Source organism: Bradyrhizobium sp. TM239 (assembly GCF_036247985.1).
GTDB classification, from domain to species: Bacteria; Pseudomonadota; Alphaproteobacteria; order Rhizobiales; family Xanthobacteraceae; genus Bradyrhizobium; species Bradyrhizobium ottawaense.
In genome coordinates, this window is sequence record NZ_BTIR01000004.1 from 104,908 (window position 1) to 124,051 (window position 19,144).

Genomic DNA, 19,144 nt, shown 5'->3' on the forward strand with positions numbered 1-19,144 from the left:
TGTGTGGCGCTGGCTTGCCGGGCCGAAGCTCGCGGCCGAAGTCCGTCTTCGCGTCTGCTTTGCTCCAGCTACGCCGGACACGCTTCGCTCCTCGGCCTTGCATGGCTGCGCCACGCGTAGCCCGAAGGGCGAAGCGTGGTGGGCCCGGCAGGACTCGAACCTGCAACCAGACCGTTATGAGCGGCCGGCTCTAACCATTGAGCTACAGGCCCCGCCGCGAGGTGGCTCGCGGGACGCGCGGCCGGCAACGGTGCGCGGTTCGTTTACAGGGATGGGGGCGGGGGTGCAATGCTGGCCCGGCGGATGGGAACGCCGGAGCAGCATCGCCGGCGATTTTCAAATAACCGAAATTGGCGATGATGCCTGTATGCCCCTGTTTTGCCCGACGGAGCAAAACCACCTCGTCAGGCTCGTCTTTCGTTGCCCGTAACCCATTGAAATTACTGGCCTCTTCTACTGTGCATGGGGTTGTTTTGCGATATTTGTGGAGGGGGCCTCCGGGTCCCCTCCGATGTCCTGCCGGCGAGCCGCTAGGCCCGGCGCTAATCCACCGACACCCCGGCGAACTCCACCACCTTGCGCCACTTCTCGGTCTCGTCGGTGACCAGCTTGCCGAACTCGGCCGGCGTCATCGGCTTGGGGATGCCGCCGACTTCAATGAGGCGCGCGATCAGCTTCGGGTCCTTCAGCGCTTCGCCGACGGTCTTGTTGAGGGTCTCGATCACGTCGCTCGGCGTGCCTTTCGGCGCGGAGATGCCGTAGAAGCCGACCGATTCGAAGCCCGGCACGGTCTCGGCGATCGCGGGCACGTCGGGCACGCTTGGCCAGCGCTGCGGCGAGGTCACGCCCAGCGCGCGGACGTTGCCGCCCTTGGCCTGCTCCAGCGCGGAGGGCAGGTTGTCGAAGATCAGCTGCACCTTGTTGGAGATGATGTCGGGGAAGGCGATCGCGGAGCCGCGGTAGGGCACGTGCACCATGTCGCACTTGGTCATCACCTTGAACAGCTCGGCCGACATGTGCACCGAGGTGCCGTTGCCGGACGAGGCAAAGGAGATCTTGCCGGGATTGGCCTTGCAGTAGTCGACGAACTCCTGAACCGTCTTGGCCGGAAATGCGTTGGAGACGACCAGCATGTTGGTGAGCTGCATGATGCTCGCCACCGGCACGGTGTCGCGCAAGAAGTCGAACGGCAGCTTCTTGTAGAGCGAGGTCGAGATCGCGTTGTTGGGCGCGACGAACAGCAACGTGTAGCCGTCGGCGGGCGAGTTGATCGCGGCGGCGGCAGCGATGTTGCCGCCCGAGCCGGTGCGGTTCTCGACGATGAATTGCTGGCCGAGACGGTCCGACAGCCACTGCGCCATGATCCGCGCCACGATGTCGACCGGGCCGCCGGCGGCAAATCCAATCAGCCAGTGCACGGGGCGGTCGGGATAGGCGGCGGAGGCGGGAGGCGTGGCGCTGAAAAGACCTAAAAGGACTGTGAGCCCAAAAAAACCGCACCGCAAAATTCGCAACATGACGCCTCCCATTGTTCTATTGTCGTTGGGCGACATGCTTTCACAAATTCGGGCCGCTGCCTACTTCGCCGCAAGTCGGTGTTGACGCAGGCCCGCCGGGAATGACCATGAGATTCGCGACGACCGTTCTCGCTGCAGTGCTGCTCGCAAGCCCCGCTGCCGCTCAAACCGGAGGCACGGCCATTTCGACCACGACGATCAGTTTGGGCACAGCGACGCCCGGCGGCGGCTTCCCGCTCTATGGCAACGCCTTTGCCGAAGTGATGAACGCGGCCGATCCGCAAATCTCCATTGCGCCCCGCAATACCAAGGGCAGCAACGAGAACATTCCGCTGCTGGAGAAGGGCGAGCTCGATCTCGCGCTGGTCGCGGGCGAGCCGGCCTATGAGGCCTTTGCCGGCATCGGGCGTGCGCCGGTCCGGCTGAAGATTCTCACGGCGATCTATTCCAACCCCGGCATGTTCGTGGTGCGCGCGGACAGTCCCTACAAGACGATCCGCGATCTCGTCGGTCAGCCCGTGGCGTTCGGCGCCAAGGGCTCGGGCCTGCCGATCCTGGCGCGCTATGTGCTGGATGGCGTCGGGTTGAGGCAGGATGAGGACTTCAAGGCCATCTATCTCGATCGCGCCGGCGACGGCCCCGCGATGGTCGAGGACGGCCGCGTCGCCGCGCTGTGGGGCGCCGGCATCGGCTGGCCCGGCTTTGCCGCGGTCGCATCGAGCGCGTCAGGTGCGCGCTTCATCGCGCCGAGCGTTGAAGAGATGACGCGCATCCGCGCCAAGCATGCGTTCCTGAAGCCGCTGCTGGTGCCGGCCAATAGCTATCCGAAGCAGGACGCGCCGATCGCCTCGCTCGGCTCCTGGAGTTTTGTCCTCACGCGCGAGGACCTGTCCGATGACGTCGCCTATCGCTTGGCGAAGACACTGCACGGCGTCGAGGCGAATTTCTGCAAGAAGCTCGCCCAGGCCTGCGAGACCACCGCGTCGAACACGGTGGAGGCGGCGCCGAGGCCGGAGCTGATCCATCCGGGCGTGATGAAGTATTTTCGCGAGATAGGTGTGGTGAAATAGCGAGTGGCGAGTTGCGAATAGCGAATGGAAGCATCCCCATTCGCTACTCCCTTTTCGCCACTCGCCAATCTCACTTCTTCACCATCGCACACGCCTGGTCCGGCGGACCGAACGCCTTGTCGCCGGAGATCGTGGTGAGGATCTTGTAATAGTCCCACGGATATTTGCTCTCCTCCGGCGTCTTCACCTGCACCAGCCAGAGATCGTGCACCATCAGATTGTCCTCGCGGAGCTTGCCGTTGCGGGCGAAGAAATCCTCGATCGGCTTCTCGCGCATCTTGGCGGCGACCTTGAGCGGATCGTCGGTGCCGGCTTCCTTGATGGCGTTGAGATAGTGCATCACGCTGGAATAGACGCCGGCCTGCCACATCGACGGCATCTTGTTCATCTTGGCAAAATAGCGCTTCGACCATTCGCGGGTCTTGTCGTCCATGTCCCAGTAGAACGAGGTGGTCAGCAGCAGGCCTTGCGCCGCCTGCAGGCCGAGGCCGTGGATGTCGGTGATCAGCGCCAGCAGCGCCGCCATCTGCTGGCCGCCCTTGAACACGCCGAACTCCGAGCCGGTCTTGATCTCGTTCATGTTGTTGGGGGGGCCTGCGGCAATGCCGATGATCTTGGCCTTGGAAGCCTGCGCTTGCAGCACGAAGGAGGACAGGTCCGGCGTTGCCAGCGGCGGCCGCACCGAGCCCAGCACCTTGCCGCCATTGGCGGTGACGACCGCCGACGCATCGCGCTCCAGCGAATGGCCGAAGGCGTAATCGTCGGTGATGAAGAACCAGCTGTCGCCGCCGCGCTTGACCACCGCGTCCGCGGTGCCGACCGCGAGCGCGCGGGTGTCGAACACCCATTGGATCGCGTAAGGCGAGCAGAACTTGCCGTGGAAATCGGCGGTGCCGGTGGAATGGGTGATGAACAGCCGCTTCTTCTCGTTGGCGATGTTCTGCACCGCGAGCCCGACCGCGGAGACCGGCACGTCGACGATCAGATCGACCTGCTCGACGTCGAACCAGCGCCGCGCGAGCGAGGCGCCGATGTCGGCCTTGAGCTGATGGTCGCCGACCACAACGCTGATCGGCTTGCCGAGCACGGTGCCGCCGAAATCGTCGATCGCCATCTGCGCCGCTGTCACCGAGCCCTGACCGGTCGGCGCGGAGGCCGGGCCGTTCATGTCGGTGAGCACGCCGATCTTGACGAGGTCGTCGGAAACCTGCGCCGATGCCGCGCCCGACATCAGCGTCGCCGTCAGGAACGTCGCTGCAAAGCCGGCCGCGACCGGTAGTCCAAATCTCGTTGGGTTCACGCTTGTCCTCCCCTGATCCGGCGCGTTGGCCGGTGTTGCCCCGGGTATGCCCGGCTGAATTGGTTTCTTTTGCAACTATTTTGGGGCGGGCGTCAATGTCAGGCTGCGAAGCGGATCTGTCCTGCGGGCGAGGGATCGTAGCCGGTCAGCTCCTCGGCGCGCTGGCGCAGCCGCCGTTCGTTCAGGAATCCGATCAAGGCCTGCATGGCGGGGCGGAAATAGCTGCGCTGCCGCATCGCGAGGTCGAAATTCTCCCAGACCAGCGGCACGAAATCGAGGCCGGCCGAACGCGCGGCGGCGCGCGTGGCGATGCCGCAATCGGCCTGGCCGGCGCGGACCAGTTCGGCGAGATCCGGCCCCGTCAGGGCCGGCGTCTCGACCCGCCGCAAATCCCGCGTCGTGGCGCCCGCGCGCTTCAGGAGCACATCGAGCAGCATCTGCGCGCCCGTGCCCTGTTGCCGCATCGCCATCCGGGCGCCGAGCGCGAGCACGTCGGTCAGGCCGTGCAGGTGCTTGGGGTTGCCTTGCGGCAGCACGAGCCCCTGCTCGCGGCGCACGAACGCGACCAGCACCGCATCATGCAAATCCGGAGCGGCCCGCAGCGCTTCGACACTGGCATCCCCCGTGAGATCGTCGGAAGCATCCAGGCCGTGGAAGTGTATCGCCGCCGCCATCACCTCGTTGCGCTGCAAGCGCTCGAGCCCGCGCACGCTGCCCTCGCTCATCGATCCCAGGCCCGAGCCGGATTCGCGCAGGCTCCAATCCAGCAGCTCGTCCTGGCTGCCGCCCACGACCGGCGGCGGCTCCGCGATCAGCATGCCGGCCGGACGCGCGAGGCCCGAGAGCACCCAGAGATCGAGCTCGTGTCGCGGGAAGAGCCACTTCCCGGTCACCTTGGTGCAGGGGATCGCGCCGGTGGTGACGAGTTCGTAGAGCTTGCGTTCGCCGAGCCGAAGATAGTCGGCGGCTTCGCTGGTCGTCAGGAATTCCATCCTGCATTCCTATGCAAATTCTTGCTTCTTTTTGACGTTCGACGCAGGTGGAATTCTGCATTTCAAGTTCTCGTCCGCCGGGACCATGCCTGATCATCTCGCTGCTTTGCAACACATCCTCACGCGCGTCGTTTGCTTTGGTGAATGATCCTGCAGCATGCGCTTGGTGCGCTCGTCGCCGGCGATCGCAATCGGATGGCGATCTGCGTTGCCGAAATTTCCCGAGCCGCGCGATTGCCGCCTCGCGGGCGAATCCCGCCGCCGGTAGTGGCTGGATTTGCATTCAATCTGTTGTTGTCCGCATCGCGGACGCCGCAGCGCGCAAACGCGTCACGAGTGCGGCGCAATCGATCATCATCATGATCGCGTCATAGCCAATGGGAACCTGATCATGGGCCGCCTGTCCGTTGCATTCGCGCTGTTCTGCGGCCTCACCGCGGGCGTCGCGGCCTCATCCGCGGAAGACCGCGCCATCGTGCTGGCCTCGACCACATCGATGCAGGATTCCGGCCTGCTCGACTATCTGCTGCCGATCTTCCGCGACAAGACCGGCATCGACGTGACGGTGATCGCGCGGCGCGCCGACGAGGTGCTCGACGGGCCGCGAAGGGGCGAGGCCGACGTCGTGCTGATGCATGCGCGGCCGCAGGAGGAGAAATTCGTCGCCGACGGGTTTGGCGTGAAGCGGTTCGACGTGATGTACAACGACTATGTGCTGATCGGACCGAAGAGCGATCCCGCCGGCGTCAAGGGCAAGGACATCGCGACGGCGCTGAAGGCGATCGAAGCCAAGGGCGCGCCGTTCGTGACGCGTGGCGATCGGTCGGGCACCCACGCTGCGGAACTCGCGCTCTGGATCGTCGCCGGCATCGACATCGCGGCTGCCAAGGGCGCCTGGTACCGAGAGGCCGGCCAGGGCATGGCCTCGGCCCTCGACGCCGCGCGCGCCGCCAATGCCTATGTGCTGTCGGATCGCGGCAGCTGGATCTCTTTCAAGGATCGCGGCGATCTCGACACCGTCGTCGAAGGCGACAAGCGGCTGCTCAATCAGTACGGCGTGATGCTGGTGAACCCCGAGAAGTTTCCGAACGTGAAGAAGGAGCTGGGGCAGACCTTCATCGACTGGCTGATCTCGCCCGAGGGGCAGGCGGCGATCGCCGGCTACAAGGTCGACGGGCAGCAGCTGTTCTTTCCCAATGCGGACCGGTCGGGCGGTTGACGTCAGAATCGCCGGCGGTTGCCAAACCGGGCGATGCATGGTCCACCATGGCGCATGACCCAGCGCCTGCCGCCATCGCTGACGCCGCTCGACACTGCGCTCGCCGCGTTGCTGAGCGGGCTTGAACCGCTTGCACCGGTGGAGTTGCCGCTGAGCGAAGCGGCCGGCTGCATCGCGGCGGGCACGCCGCTGCTTGCGGCCCATCCGCATCACGACATCGCCGCCGCGGACGGCTGGGCGCTCTGCGCCAACGATCTCGTTGGCGCGTCCTCTTATTCGCCGCTGCCTTTGACACCAGCGCCTGTGTGGGTCGAAGCCGGTGACGCGATGCCCGACGGCTGCGACTGTGTGCTCGATGCCGACGCGGTCGATGCATCGGGGCCGCTCGTGCAGGTGCTGGCGGAGGGCGTGCCGGGGCAGGGCGTCAGGCGTGGCGGCAGCGACATCGCCGAGCGCACGCCGGCCGGCGCCGAGGGCCATCCGGTCGCCGCAGCCGATCTGCTGCTCGCGCGCGTTGCCGGTTTGGACAAGCTCGGCGTACGGCGGCCCCGGCTGAGCATCGTCAACGTGCCGGGTGCAACGGCAACGATGCATATGATCGCCGGGATCGCGGGCGCTGCGGGACTGGATGTGAAGACGCATGAGGCCGGCGCGCGCGATGCGGCGTCGATTGCCGATGCGCTCGATATATCCTGTTGCGATCTGATCCTGACGGTCGGCGGCAGCGGCGTTGGTCGCGCCGATGCGGCCGTCACGGCGCTGGCTCAGCGCGGTGATGTGATCGCCCACGGTTTTGCGCTTCAGCCCGGGCGGACTGCCGCGGTCGCCAAGCTCGGAAAGGTTCCCGTCGTCGCCTTGCCGGGCTCGCCGGATCATGCACTCGCGGCGTGGCTCGCGCTCGTGCTTCCGCTCATCGACCGATTATCGGGGCGCCGGCCGCGCCGGTGGGTGAGCCTGCCGCTTGCGCGAAAAATCGCATCCAGCGTCGGCATCGCCGAGATCGCTTTGCTGGCCAGGGAACATCACGGCTGGACGCCGCTCGCCGTGGGCGAATGGCCGCTCCAGGCCATTGCCGGTGCGGATGCATGGCTGCTCATTCCTGAAAGCCACGAGGGATTTGCGGCAGGCGTGCCGGTCGATGCCTATCTGATGTGGGAATGATATGGGTTTTGGCATGTCGACGAACCCGCAATCGCAAATCCGCAGCGCGCTCGAACAGGAGCAGTTCCTCAAGATCCTCTCGCGCGAGGAGGCCCTGGCGCGCTTCGAGGCCGCGTTGTTCCCGCGCGCCGTTCCGAGCGAAATGCGTAAGCTTGATGCCACGCTCGGCGCAGCACTCGCGGAAGACATCACGGCGGCGATCGACGTTCCCCCGTTCGATCGCTCCAATGTCGACGGTTTTGCCGTGCGCTCCGCCGACCTTGCGGCGGCTGGCGAAGGCACTCCTCGGTGCCTCACGCTGAACGGCGAGACCATCCACTGCGGCACCGCGCCGACGCTGCAAGTGGCGGCGGGAACCGCAACGCCGATCGCCACCGGCGGTCCGTTGCCGCGTGGTGCCGACTCGGTCGTCATGGTCGAGCACACCCAGCCGGCCGGCCTTGATGCGATCGACGTGCGTCGGGCGGTCTCGCCCGGGCAATTCGTGTCATACGCCGGATCCGATATTGCGCGCGGCGAGGCGCTGCTGCGCGCCGGCACCATCATCGGCTCGCGCGAGATCGGCATGCTGGCCGCGTGCGGCATCGCCGAGGTGACCGTCGCGCGCAGGCCGCGTGTCGCCGTGATCTCCACCGGTGATGAGCTGGTCCAGCCCGGCGGGGCTCTTCCGCCCGCCGCGATCTACGACACCAACGGCGCGATCGTCGCGGCTGCGATCGACGAGAACGGCGGCGAGGCAGTCTTCCTCGGCGCCATTCCAGATGATGAGGCGAAACTCGAATCCGCAATGCGCAGCGCGCTCGCCGAGTCCGATATGCTGGTACTGTCGGGCGGTACGTCGAAAGGCGCCGGCGATCTGTCCCATCGCATCATCGGCCGGCTCGGCGAGCCCGGCATCATCGCGCATGGCGTTGCGCTCAAGCCCGGCAAGCCGCTGTGCCTTGCGGTGTGCGACGGCAAGCCGGTGGTGATCCTGCCGGGCTTTCCGACCTCGGCAATGTTCACCTTCCACGACATGATCGTGCCGGTGCTGCGCAAGCTGGCCGGCCTGCCGCCGCGCTCGGATGCCAAGGTGAGCGCGACCGTGCCGGTGCGCATTGCTTCCGAGCTCGGCCGCACCGAATTCGTGATGGTCTCGCTGGTCGAGAGCAGGGATGGCCTGATCGCCTATCCCTCCGGCAAGGGGTCTGGCGCGATCACGTCCTTCGCGCAGGCCGATGGCTTTTTGCGCATCGATGCGCTCGCCGACCAGATGCCGGCCGGGACTGAAGCCGAGGTGACGCTGTTCACGCCGCATGTGCGCGTGCCCGATCTCGTCATCGTCGGCAGCCACTGCACCGGCCTCGATCTCGTCACCGCACAGCTCGCGCATGCCAGCCTGACCCTGCGCTCGATCGCCGTCGGCAGCCTCGGCGGGCTTGCGGCGGCGAAGCGGGGCGAATGTGATTTCGCGCCGATCCATCTGTTCGATGACAAGAGCGAGACCTACAACTCGCCCTATCTCGTCGAGGGGCTCGAGCTCGTGCCCGGCTGGCGGCGGATGCAGGGCATTGTCTTCCGCAAGGGCGACAGTCGTTTCGAGGGCCTCGGTGCGAACGAGGCGATCGCCGCTGCCCTCGTTGATCCCGCCTGCATCATGGTCAACCGCAACCAGGGCGCCGGCACGCGCATCCTGATCGACCGGCTGCTCGGCGGTGCGCGGCCGGAAGGCTACTGGAACCAGCCGCGGTCGCACAATGCTGTTGCGGCGGCCGTCGCGCAGCGCCGCGCCGACTGGGGCATGACCATCGCGCCGGTCGCCCATGCGGCCGGCCTCGGTTTCATTCCGCTGGCGGAAGAGCATTATGATTTCGTGCTGGTAAGCGCGCGCAAGGACCGGCCGGCGGTGCGGGCTTTTCTCGACGCGCTCGGTTCGGATGAAGCGCGTACCGCGCTGGAGCGGGCGGGCTTCCGGCCGGCGTAAACGAACTCTCGTGAGCGGGCTTTGGCTAAAGCGCGATGAGATCGGGAAGAATCGTCCTAGCGCTTTAGGTTGTCGTTTGAGGATGATCTTTCGGAAAGCCGCTGCGTACTTTTCCGAATCATCCTTTTAGGATGCGTCGTCCAGTGCCGCCAGCCGTTCCGCCTCGGCGATATCCTCGACCGTATTGGCGTTGAAGAACGGATCGAGCGGCTTGGTCGGCCACGTCACCGTCGCGAGCGGATAGCGCGCCGTCCAGCGGTCGATCTTGCGGAGGTCCTCGACGACCAGCGCGTGCCGGAGCTCGTCGCGCAAGGCGACGCGCCACAGGCCGATCACGGGATGCGACTGCTCGCCTGATGCGGCGACCGCGAGCTGCGCGTTCTCTTGGCTCCGCGCCTCATGCAGCCGCGCGACCAGATCGCGCGGCAGGAACGGGCAGTCGCCGGCGGCGCTGAGCACCCATTCGACACCCGGCCGGTTCGCCGCGGTCCAGTCAAGCGCGGCGAGGATGCCGGCGAGCGGACCGGGAAAGCCGGGCACGTCGTCGGCGACGACCTGCAGGCCGAACGCGGCGAAACGCGCGGGATCGCCATTGGCGTTGAGGATCAATCCGCTACACTGCGGCGAGAGGCGCGCGATCACGCGCTCAAGGATGGTGCGGCCGCCGATGGTGCGCATCGGCTTGTCGCCGCCGCCCATGCGGCGGGCGAGGCCACCGGCGAGCAGCACGCCTTGCGTCAGCGGAATGTCAGTCGTCACCAGCTTCACCCTTGCGTTTGTGCTTCGCCGACTCTTCCTCGACGTAAGCGAGGTCCTGGTCGTAGACGATGCGCTCTTCGCCGGCGAGCGCGATGAAGCGCTTGCCGCGGGTGCGTCCGACCAGCGTCAGCCCGACCTGCCTTGCAAGATCGACCCCCCAGGCGGTGAAGCCGGAGCGCGACACCAGGATCGGAATTCCCATGCGGACCGTCTTGATCACCATCTCCGAGGTGAGCCGCCCCGTGGTGTAGAGGATCTTGTCGGAGGCGTCGACGCCGTGGCGGTACATCCAGCCGGCGATCTTGTCGACGGCGTTGTGGCGGCCGACATCCTCGGTATAGCAGAGCGGCGTGCCTTCCTTGCACAGCACGCAGCCGTGGATCGCCCCGGCCTCCAGATAGAGCGAGGGCATGGTGTTGATGGTCTGCGTCATCTGGTACAGCCAGGACGTGCGCAGCTCGGCCTTCGGCAGTGCGACGCTCTCGACGGCTTCGAGCAGATCGCCGAAGGCGGTGCCCTGCGCACAGCCCGAGGTCTGCGTGCGCTTCTTCAGCTTGGCCTCGAAATTGGTGTGATGCTCGGTGCGAACGACGACGACCTGGAGGTCGTCGTCGTATTCGACCTCGGTGACCTCGTCATTATATTTCAGCATGTTCTGGTTCAGCAGGTAGCCGAGCGCCAGATATTCGGGGTAATCGCCGATCGTCATCATGGTGACGATCTCCTGCGAATTCAGGTAGAGCGTCAGCGGCCGCTCCATCGGCACCTTGATCTCGACCTTGGCGCCGGTCTGGTCGGTCCCGGTCACGCTCTGGGTCAGGCGCGGGTCGCCCGGGTTGGGGAGGATCAGGGGCACCGGGGCTTTGTCGATCTTCATCATGGCGGCGAGGTTAGCATGACATTCGGGTCAAGCCGATATAAGCATGCTCACGACGAGGGAGAAGGCGGTTCCGGCCGCATGACACGGCTGGCGGAGATCGAGTTGCGATGAAAGTCATCGGCCTTGCAGGCTGGAGCGGTGCGGGCAAGACCACGCTGTTGACGCGGTTGATCCCGCATTTCAACGCGCAGGGGCTGCGCGTCTCCGTCATCAAGCATGCGCATCACCAGTTCGACGTCGACGTGCCCGGCAAGGATTCCTGGCGCCATCGCGAGGCCGGTGCGGCCGAGGTGCTGGTGGCGTCGTCGAACCGCTGGGCCCTGATGCACGAATTGCGCGGGGCCGCGGAGCCGCGGCTGCCGGAACTCCTGGGCAAGCTGTCCGCGGTCGATCTCGTCGTGGTCGAAGGTTTCAAGCGCGAGCCGCATCGCAAGATCGAGGTGCATCGCGCGGCCAACGGCAAGCCGTTGCTGTTTCCCGACGACCCCGGGATTGCCGGGATCGCGGCCGACACCGCCATTGACACTGGGCTGCCGACTGTCCATCTCGACGATATCGCGGCAGCCGCAGCATTGCTACTGCGCGCGGCGATGCCGGTCGAGGAAGTGGTCGCTAAAAGCGCTGCGATGCGCTGACGAGGCACCATGGCGCAACTGTCGGACGATTGCTTTGCCTTCGGCGGCCCGATGATGTCGGTCGACGAGGCCGTCGGCCTGATCACGACGCGCGTCAATGCGATCGCCGATCTGGAGACCGTGGCGCTGGTCGAGGCAGACGGGCGCGTGCTGGCGCGCGATGTCGCAGCGCCCCTGCCGCTGCCGCCCTTCACCAACTCGGCCGTCGACGGCTACGCCGTGCGCAACGCCGACATTCCTGAAGGCGCGGAGCGAACGTTCCCGCTCGATGGCCGCATCCAGGCCGGCGGCCTTGCACAGGCGCCGATCAAGCCTGGCCACACTGCGCGCATCTTCACGGGCGCGCCGATGCCGCCGGATGCCGAGACCGTCTTCATGCAGGAGGACGTCCGCATCGACGATTCCGGCAAGATCGTGCTGCCGCCGGGGCTGAAGCCCGGCGCCAATGTCCGCCCCGCGGGCGAAGACATCCCTGAGGGCCACATCGCGCTGCGCGCCGGCCAGCGCTTGCGGCCGCAGCACGTCGCGCTTGCCGCGGCGTTCGGGCTGACGCGCCTCGATGTCGTCAGGCGAATCCGTGTCGCGGTGTTCTCGACCGGCGACGAGCTGGCTTCGCCCGGCGAGCCGCGCGCGGCCTCGCAGCTGTTCGATTCCAACCGCTTCATGCTGATGGCGATGCTGCGCCGGCTTGGCTGCGAGGTCAGCGATCTCGGCATCTTGCGCGACGAGCGGACTTCACTCGCGAATGGCTTGAAGCAGGTGGCCGGCGGGCACGATCTGATCCTCACCACCGGCGGCGTCTCGACCGGCGAGGAGGACCACGTCAAGGCGGCGGTCGAGAGTATCGGCTCGCTGGTGCTGTGGCGGATGGCTATCAAGCCGGGCCGTCCCGTGGCGATGGGCATCATCGACGGCACGCCGCTGATCGGATTGCCCGGCAATCCCGTCGCGAGCTTCGTGACCTTCGTCCATGTGGTGCGGCCGACGGTGCTGGCGCTCGCCGGCGGCGTGCCGGAGCCGCTTCTGCCGATCCCGGTGCGGGCGGCATTCACCTACAGGAAGAAGCCAGGCCGGCGCGAATATGTTCGCGTCTCCGTGCGGCGGGCGCAGGACGGGGCCTTGGAAGTCGTCAAGTTTCCGCGCGAGGGAGCCGGGTTATTGTCCTCGCTGGTCGAGACCGACGGCCTCGTCGAACTCGGCGAGGACATCACGAATGTCGAGCCGGGGCAGGACGTGGGCTTCTTGTCCTATGCCGATCTGCTCTAAAGGCCTCGCGTTGACGTCATCGATCGGTCCCGCCATGTTGTGCCCATGACCAGAACGACGCTCGATCTCACCGGGTTGAAATGCCCTTTGCCCGCCCTGAAGACGCGCAAGGCGCTGAAGCCATTGCGGCCGGGCGATCAGCTCGAAGTGCACTGTACGGATCCCTTGTCGGTGATTGACATTCCGAACCTGATCCGCGAGACCGGCGACAAGGTCGAGATCACCGAGCGCAACGAGGCGCGCATCGTGTTCCTGGTCGAAAAGAGCGACGCCCCGTAGAAAGGCGAATATTCACGGCGGCGACGTTTGACTATGTTGCCTGCACGGGACACGGCCGGAACTTCGCTGCAATGCGAAAGGCGCCGATGGATGATCTCAAACCTAAGACGTCGGGCATGACTTTCTCAACATCGAGGGCAAGCGCTGCCGCAGGTCCTGCGGTGAGCCGCGAGCCTGCCGCCAAGCCCGGCAAGACGGCCGCAGGGCCGGAGTTCGGCGCGCTGGCGCAGGCCTCCATCCTGGTCGTCGACGACGAGCCGGGCATGCGCAATTTCCTGGTGCGCACGCTTGGACCGCGCTGCAAGCTGGTGGACGAGGCGGCCGATACCGATCAGGCTTCGCGCAAGCTCGATTCCAATCGCTACGACGTCGTCATTCTCGACAACATCATGCCAGGCAAGAATGGCGTCGATTGGCTCGCCGAGCAGCGCGCCGTCGGCTTCTTCGCCGACGCCATCCTGATCACCGCCTATGCCGACCTCGACACCGCGATCCAGGCCCTGCGCGCCGGTGCGGCCGATTTCGTGCTCAAGCCGTTCCGCTCCAACCAGATCCTCAACGCGGTGGCACGATGCCTCGACCGTGTCCGCCTCCAGCGCGAGAACTATGTCCTGCGCTACGCCCTGCGTGCCTCGTCCGACCGCACCTTTCTGCGCGACAACCTGATCGGCCAGTCGGCAGCGACGCTGCGCGTGCGTGAGACCATCGCGCGCGTCGCACGCCTGCCGACCTCGGTTCTCCTCACCGGCGCATCCGGCACCGGCAAGGAGGTGGCGGCACGATCGATCCACTCGCTGTCCGACCGCGCCGACAAGCCCTTCGTGCCCGTGAATTGCGCGGCGATCCCGCCCGAGATGATCGAGGCCGAGCTGTTCGGACACATCAAGGGTGCCTTCACCGGCGCCGATTCGGGGCGTGAGGGCTTGTTCCTGTATGCGCATGGCGGCACGCTGTTCCTCGATGAGATCGGGGAGCTGCCGCTGCCGATGCAGAGCAAGCTGCTTCGCGTGCTCGAAGACCGCCGCGTCCGTCCGGTTGGCTCCGAGCGTGAAGTTCCGGTCGACCTGCGCTTCATCTTCGCAACCAATGCCGAGCTCCAGAAAGAGGTCGAGAAGGGCCGTTTCCGAGCCGATCTGTTCTACCGGCTCAACGTGATGCAGATCCACCTGCCGCTCCTGAAGGATCGCGGCGATGACGTCCAGGAGCTTGCCGCCATCTTCATGAGCAAGCTGTCGGCTCAGCTCGGCATGCCGCCGGTGCCGATCGACGCCTCTGTGCGGGCGGCGCTCGCAAGCTATGACTGGCCGGGCAATGTGCGCGAGCTGCGCAATTTGATCGAGCGCACGCTGATCCTCGGCGCCTTCCCCGACGATTTCGCCGGTCCGCGCAACGACGGCCAGTCGGCACCTGCCGACAGTCTCGCGGAGCTCGAGCGCCGTCACATTCTCGGCGTGCTGAAGGAGGTCCATGGCAATCGCGAGGAGGCGGCGCGGCGTCTCGGGATCTCGCGCAAGACCATCGACCGCAAATGCGCGTTATGGGATGTCTGATGGCGCCCGCCGCAGCGGCGAGCTCGTGCGGAGACGCTCCGTCCGCTTCCGGCTGCTCGCGATCGCTCTGCTGCCGATGCTGGTCATCCTGCCGCTCCTGCTCGGCGTTGCAATCTATCGCTGGAACGCGAAATTCGATGCGGCCCTGATCTCCAAGGTGAACGGCGATCTCACCATCGCCCATCAATATCTCGCCCGCATCCTGGAAAAGACCGGCGTCCAGATCCGGGCGCTCAGCCTGTCGGCCCGCTTCCAGGAGGTGCTGGCGCCTGATGCGCACGGCTCGCTCCGGGACCTGCTCGACGAGACCCGCAAGGAGATCGGTCTCGATTTCCTGTATCTGACCAACGATCGCGGCGACGTCCTCGCCTCATCGCCCCCGCTGCAGCGTCAACCGAGAGGTGACTGGCCGATCATCATGTCGGCGCTGTCGGGCCAGGTCCCTGCGACGGGCGTCGATATTTTCGGCAATGACGAGCTCGCCGCAATTTCGCCGGCCCTGGCCGAGCGCGCGCGATTGGACCTCGTGCAGACCCCGAACGCGGTGCCGACCGACCGCAGCACGGAGACGCGCGGCATGGTCGTGCACGCGGCGAGCCGGGCGATGCTGCCTGACGGGGGCGCCGCTGCGCTGGTCGGCGGCACATTGCTCAACCAGAACCTCGAATTCATCGACACGATCAACGATCTCGTCTACCGCGCGGCGAGCCTTCCGGAGGGCAGTCAGGGCACCGCGACGCTGTTCCTGGACGACGTGCGGATATCGACCAACGTGCGTCTGTTCGAGGGACGGCGCGCGCTCGGCACGCGCGTGTCGGCGGCGGTGCGCTCGGCCGTGCTGGGCGAGGGGCACACCTGGCTCGACAGCGCTTTCGTGGTCAATGACTGGTACATCTCCGCTTACGAGCCGCTGGTCGACAGTTATGGCAAGCGGGTCGGCATGCTCTATGTCGGCTTTCTGGAGAAGCCGTTCAGCGAAGCCAAATACCAGACGTTGGTGATCATCATCGCAGCGTTCATCGCGATCACCGCTGCGACCGTGCCGATCTTCCTGCGTTGGGCGACCTCCATCTTCATGCCGCTGGAGCGCGTCACGGCGACGATCGGCGAGGTGGAGCGCGGGAACCTCTCCGCCCGCACCAAGATGCCGGTGTTGGGTGACGAGATCGGCCGCGTCGCGGTTCATCTCGACAACCTGCTCGACCAGATCCAGGAACGCGACCGACAGCTCCGGGAATGGAACGAGGAGCTGAACGTCCGCGTGCTGGAGCGCACCCGGGACCTCGAGCACGCCAATCTCAAGCTCGAGGCAACCACCAAGCAGCTCATCATGTCCGAGAAACTGGCTGCGATCGGCGAGATCACGGCCGGCGTTGCGCACGAAATCAACAATCCGATCGCGGTGATGCAGGGCAATCTCGACGTCATCCGCAGCGTGTTCGGGGCCGATGCCGACAAGGCGAAGGTCGAGTTTCGCCTGCTCGACGAGCAGATTCACCGCATCAGCCAGATCGTGACCAAGCTGTTGCAGTTTGCAAGGCCGGAGGAATATGCCGGCTATGTCGAGCGCCATGCGCCGGCGAGCGTCATCTCCGACTGTCTGCCGCTGGTGCAGCATCTTCTGAACAAGACCGAGATCGCCGTGGTCAGGGACGACCGCGCCAGCCGGCTCGTGCTGATGAACCGGAACGAGCTGCAGCAGGTCCTGGTCAATCTCATCGTCAACGCGATCCACGCCATGCCGGACGGCGGAACCCTGACGCTCCGCTCCTTCGATGCCGAGCGCGACGGCCATCAAGGCGTCGCCATCGAGGTCGCCGACACCGGCATCGGCATGAGCACTGAGGTGATCGAAAAGATATTCGACCCCTTCTACACCACGAAACAGCGGCAAGGCACCGGACTGGGCCTTTCCATCAGCCAGACGCTGATCAAGCGCCAGGGTGGACAGATCACGGCCGAAAGCCACCTCGGCTCCGGGAGCGCCTTCACGATGTGGCTGCCGGAAGCGACCTGATTGGACATTTTGTCCCGGGATTCAGGACATTCTGTCCGGCACGGCACATTGCGCTGCGGGAAGTCGTTGAATCATCACGATGCGACTTCTGGCACGCGCGTTGCTCATCTCAAGACAGGGTGTTGAGGGGGATGAGGGCGCGATAGCGGTCACGGCAACGCTGCTTGCGAGGCGAAGGGACATCGCTCGCGATCAGTTGCTTGCTCGGCGCACAAGACGCGATGCGCACCAGACGATTCCACTTCGGCATGAATGAAGTCCGACCTGTCATGCGCGGCTGCCAAGCACGCACACGACCGGTCGCAAACCGATATGCCGGCAAGGCCGCGCTTGGGAGGGAATGCTTATGACGACTGCCGATACCGTTCTTGCACCGGTTGGTGCTTCCGGCTTCCTCGATCGTGAACGCACGATCGCGAAGGCCGGGTTCAATCGCTGGCTGGTGCCGCCGGCTGCGCTGTGCATCCATCTCTGCATCGGCATGGCCTACGGCTTCTCGGTGTTCTGGCTGCCGCTGTCGCGCGCGATCGGCATCACGCAGAGCAAGGCTTGCCCCGACATCTCGCTGTGGCAGGAGCTGTTCACCACGACCTGCGACTGGAAGGTCGCAAGCCTCGGCTGGATGTACACGCTGTTCTTCGTCCTGCTCGGCGTCTCTGCCGCGATCTGGGGCGGCTGGCTCGAGCGTGCCGGCCCGCGCAAGGCAGGTTTCGTTGCCGCGCTTTGCTGGGGCGGCGGCCTCTTGATCGGCGCTTTCGGCGTCTACGTCCATCAACTCTGGATCATGTGGCTTGGGGCCGGCGTCATCGGCGGTGTCGGGCTCGGCCTCGGCTATATCTCGCCGGTGTCGACGCTGATCAAATGGTTCCCCGATCGCCGCGGCATGGCGACGGGCATGGCCATCATGGGGTTTGGCGGTGGTGCGATGATCGGTGCGCCGCTCGCCAATCTGCTGATCAACTACTTCAAGACCGCAACGGACGTCGGCGTCTGGCAGACCTTCGTCGTGATGGGAGTGATCTATTTCATCTTCATGACGATCGGTGCCTTTTCGTATCGGGTGACACCGCCCGGCTGGCAGCCCGATGGCTGGACGCCGCCGAGCGAGAAGAAGTCGATGATCACCGAGCACCATGTGCACCTCAACAACGCGCACAAGACGCCGCAATTCTGGCTGATCTGGTGGGTGCTCTGCTTGAATGTCTCGGCGGGTATCGGTGTGATCGGCATGGCCTCGCCCATGCTGCAGGAAATCTTCGCCGGCAAGTTGATCGGGCATCCGGAGTTGACGTTCAGCCAGCTTTCGGTCGAGCAGAAGGCATCGATCGCGGCGATCGCCGCCGGCTTCGCCGGCCTGCTGTCGCTGTTCAACATCGGCGGCCGGTTCTTCTGGGCGTCGATGTCGGACCTCATGGGGCGCAAGAACACCTACTACACCTTCTTCATCCTCGGCATCGTGCTCTACGCACTGGCGCCGACCTTTGCCGCGATGGGCTCGAAGCTGCTGTTCGTGCTTGGCTTCGGCATCATCCTGTCGATGTACGGCGGCGGATTCGCGACAGTGCCGGCCTATCTGGCCGACATGTTCGGAACGCAGTTCGTCGGCGCCATCCACGGTCGGCTGCTGACGGCGTGGTCCACTGCCGGCATCATCGGCCCCGTCGTGGTCAACTACATCCGCGAGTTCCAGCTCGCGGCAGGTGTGCCGCGTGACCAGCTCTACAACACGACGATGTACATCCTGTGCGCCATGCTGATCGCCGGTTTGATCTGCAACTATATGATCAAGCCGGTCGATCCGAAGTGGAACATGAGCCACGAGGAGGTGGCCCGCCTGCAGGCGGCCAGTGCGAAGAGCGAGGCGTCGGTCCAGCACGGCTCGTTCGGCATCGGCAAGGGCGGTCTGGACGCCAATGCGGCGCTGTTCTGGGCCTTCGTCGGCGTGCCGCTCGCTTGGGGCGTCTGGAAGACGCTGGAGAGCGCGGTCAAGATTTTCTGATCGCACGTTCAACGCGGCGGGAGCGCACCATGCGCGCTCCCGCCGCTCATTTCGATTGTTTCAAAACTACCCTGGGGGAATTCGATGGTTCGTAAGCTCGTTTGTGCCGCCGCCGTGCTGCTCGTCGCCGGCGCCCTGCAATCCGCGTCCGCACAGACCGCCGCGGCACCGGCTGTAACGCCGCCCGCCGCGACCGAGGCCAAGCCTGGCAAGATCAAGCTGACCGCGCAGAAGCTGAAAGACATGAAGGCCAAGTGGAGCGCCAACAAGTCGAAGCTCAAGGACTGCCGCAAGGACGTGAAGGCCAAGGGCCTCGCGGGCGACGATCGCTGGTTCTATATCGAGGAGTGCATGGGCAAAAGCTGACCCGCCAGCACCAGTCATGGCGAGGTCACCTGTCCCCTCGGGGCGGGAACTCGATGCGATTTCGCTATCGCAGCATAAGAAGCCTTTATTGATCTTCAGGCCAATTCAGGCTTCGTTTGATCAGCTGGATGTTGGACGAACGGCAAAGCCGGGTCCGGGCAGCGGTCCAGG

At 65.5% G+C, this 19,144-nt stretch carries 16 protein-coding genes and 1 tRNA gene; 11 read left to right on the forward strand and 6 right to left on the reverse strand.

Translation table 11 applies throughout. The features are described 5' to 3' along the window. Window positions 1–136: 136 nt before the first annotated feature. Both AABA84_RS08100 and AABA84_RS08105 read right to left on the reverse strand, forming a co-directional pair. Window positions 137–212, reverse strand: a tRNA-Ile gene (locus tag AABA84_RS08100). A 330-nt stretch (window positions 213–542) separates the two neighbouring features. After that, on the reverse strand, window positions 543–1,517 hold the full coding sequence (locus AABA84_RS08105; RefSeq protein WP_338311806.1) for a Bug family tripartite tricarboxylate transporter substrate binding protein: 975 nt from the start codon (window positions 1,515–1,517) through the stop codon (window positions 543–545). A gap of 107 nt (window positions 1,518–1,624) precedes the next feature. Between AABA84_RS08105 and AABA84_RS08110 the strand changes: the two genes are divergently transcribed. Continuing rightward, window positions 1,625–2,587, forward strand: a complete 963-nt coding sequence (locus AABA84_RS08110) for a TAXI family TRAP transporter solute-binding subunit (RefSeq protein ID WP_212251115.1) — start codon at window positions 1,625–1,627, stop codon at window positions 2,585–2,587. Between the two features lie 70 nt (window positions 2,588–2,657). Here AABA84_RS08110 and AABA84_RS08115 read toward each other — a convergent pair whose 3' ends face one another. Together AABA84_RS08115 and AABA84_RS08120 are read right to left on the reverse strand one after the other, a co-directional pair. Continuing rightward, window positions 2,658–3,887, reverse strand: coding sequence for an ABC transporter substrate-binding protein (locus AABA84_RS08115; RefSeq protein WP_338311807.1), 1,230 nt, complete (start codon window positions 3,885–3,887; stop codon window positions 2,658–2,660). 98 nt (window positions 3,888–3,985) lie between these two features. Then, a complete protein-coding gene (locus AABA84_RS08120; protein WP_028142263.1) occupies window positions 3,986–4,879 on the reverse strand; it encodes a helix-turn-helix transcriptional regulator in 894 nt (297 codons plus the stop codon). 391 nt (window positions 4,880–5,270) lie between these two features. Here AABA84_RS08120 and AABA84_RS08125 point away from each other — a divergent pair, with 391 nt between their 5' ends. The 3 genes from AABA84_RS08125 to AABA84_RS08135 are packed head-to-tail and all read left to right on the forward strand — an operon-like array spanning window position 5,271 to window position 9,222. Then, window positions 5,271–6,098: a substrate-binding domain-containing protein gene (locus AABA84_RS08125; protein WP_338311808.1), complete on the forward strand. Its 828-nt coding sequence runs from the start codon at window positions 5,271–5,273 to the stop codon at window positions 6,096–6,098. A 54-nt stretch (window positions 6,099–6,152) separates the two neighbouring features. Continuing rightward, window positions 6,153–7,259 (forward strand): molybdopterin-binding protein, encoded by a 1,107-nt coding sequence (locus AABA84_RS08130; protein WP_338311809.1) that lies wholly within the window; start codon window positions 6,153–6,155, stop codon window positions 7,257–7,259. A gap of 13 nt (window positions 7,260–7,272) precedes the next feature. Next, on the forward strand, window positions 7,273–9,222 hold the full coding sequence (locus tag AABA84_RS08135) for a molybdopterin biosynthesis protein (protein ID WP_338311810.1): 1,950 nt from the start codon (window positions 7,273–7,275) through the stop codon (window positions 9,220–9,222). A gap of 126 nt (window positions 9,223–9,348) precedes the next feature. Here AABA84_RS08135 and mobA read toward each other — a convergent pair whose 3' ends face one another. Both mobA and fdhD read right to left on the reverse strand, forming a co-directional pair. Then, window positions 9,349–9,990 (reverse strand): molybdenum cofactor guanylyltransferase MobA, encoded by a 642-nt coding sequence (gene mobA / locus AABA84_RS08140; protein ID WP_338311811.1) that lies wholly within the window; start codon window positions 9,988–9,990, stop codon window positions 9,349–9,351. After that, window positions 9,971–10,861, reverse strand: a complete 891-nt coding sequence (gene fdhD, locus AABA84_RS08145; protein ID WP_338308289.1) for a formate dehydrogenase accessory sulfurtransferase FdhD — start codon at window positions 10,859–10,861, stop codon at window positions 9,971–9,973. The genes mobA and fdhD overlap by 20 nt, the downstream gene beginning before the upstream one ends. Window positions 10,862–10,968: 107 nt before the next feature. On the opposite strand from fdhD, the gene mobB reads away from it, so the two are divergent. The 7 genes from mobB (at window position 10,969) to AABA84_RS08180 (ending at window position 18,973) form a co-directional block, all read left to right on the forward strand. Beyond that, entirely contained in the window at window positions 10,969–11,496 is a 528-nt protein-coding gene (mobB, locus tag AABA84_RS08150) for a molybdopterin-guanine dinucleotide biosynthesis protein B (protein WP_212251129.1), read from the forward strand. A gap of 9 nt (window positions 11,497–11,505) precedes the next feature. Next, on the forward strand, window positions 11,506–12,762 hold the full coding sequence (locus tag AABA84_RS08155; RefSeq protein ID WP_338311812.1) for a molybdopterin molybdotransferase MoeA: 1,257 nt from the start codon (window positions 11,506–11,508) through the stop codon (window positions 12,760–12,762). Between the two features lie 45 nt (window positions 12,763–12,807). After that, window positions 12,808–13,041, forward strand: a complete 234-nt coding sequence (locus AABA84_RS08160) for a sulfurtransferase TusA family protein (protein ID WP_183710984.1) — start codon at window positions 12,808–12,810, stop codon at window positions 13,039–13,041. A 116-nt stretch (window positions 13,042–13,157) separates the two neighbouring features. Beyond that, the gene (locus AABA84_RS08165; RefSeq protein WP_212251133.1) at window positions 13,158–14,591 is read left to right on the forward strand and encodes a sigma-54-dependent transcriptional regulator; all 1,434 of its coding nucleotides are present in this window, start codon (window positions 13,158–13,160) and stop codon (window positions 14,589–14,591) included. After that, a complete protein-coding gene (locus tag AABA84_RS08170) occupies window positions 14,584–16,608 on the forward strand; it encodes a sensor histidine kinase (RefSeq protein ID WP_338311813.1) in 2,025 nt (674 codons plus the stop codon). The genes AABA84_RS08165 and AABA84_RS08170 overlap by 8 nt, the downstream gene beginning before the upstream one ends. Window positions 16,609–16,954: 346 nt before the next feature. After that, entirely contained in the window at window positions 16,955–18,607 is a 1,653-nt protein-coding gene (locus tag AABA84_RS08175; protein ID WP_338308284.1) for an OFA family MFS transporter, read from the forward strand. Window positions 18,608–18,691: 84 nt separating this feature from the next. Beyond that, window positions 18,692–18,973 (forward strand): hypothetical protein, encoded by a 282-nt coding sequence (locus AABA84_RS08180; protein WP_212251139.1) that lies wholly within the window; start codon window positions 18,692–18,694, stop codon window positions 18,971–18,973. Window positions 18,974–19,144: the final 171 nt, after the last annotated feature.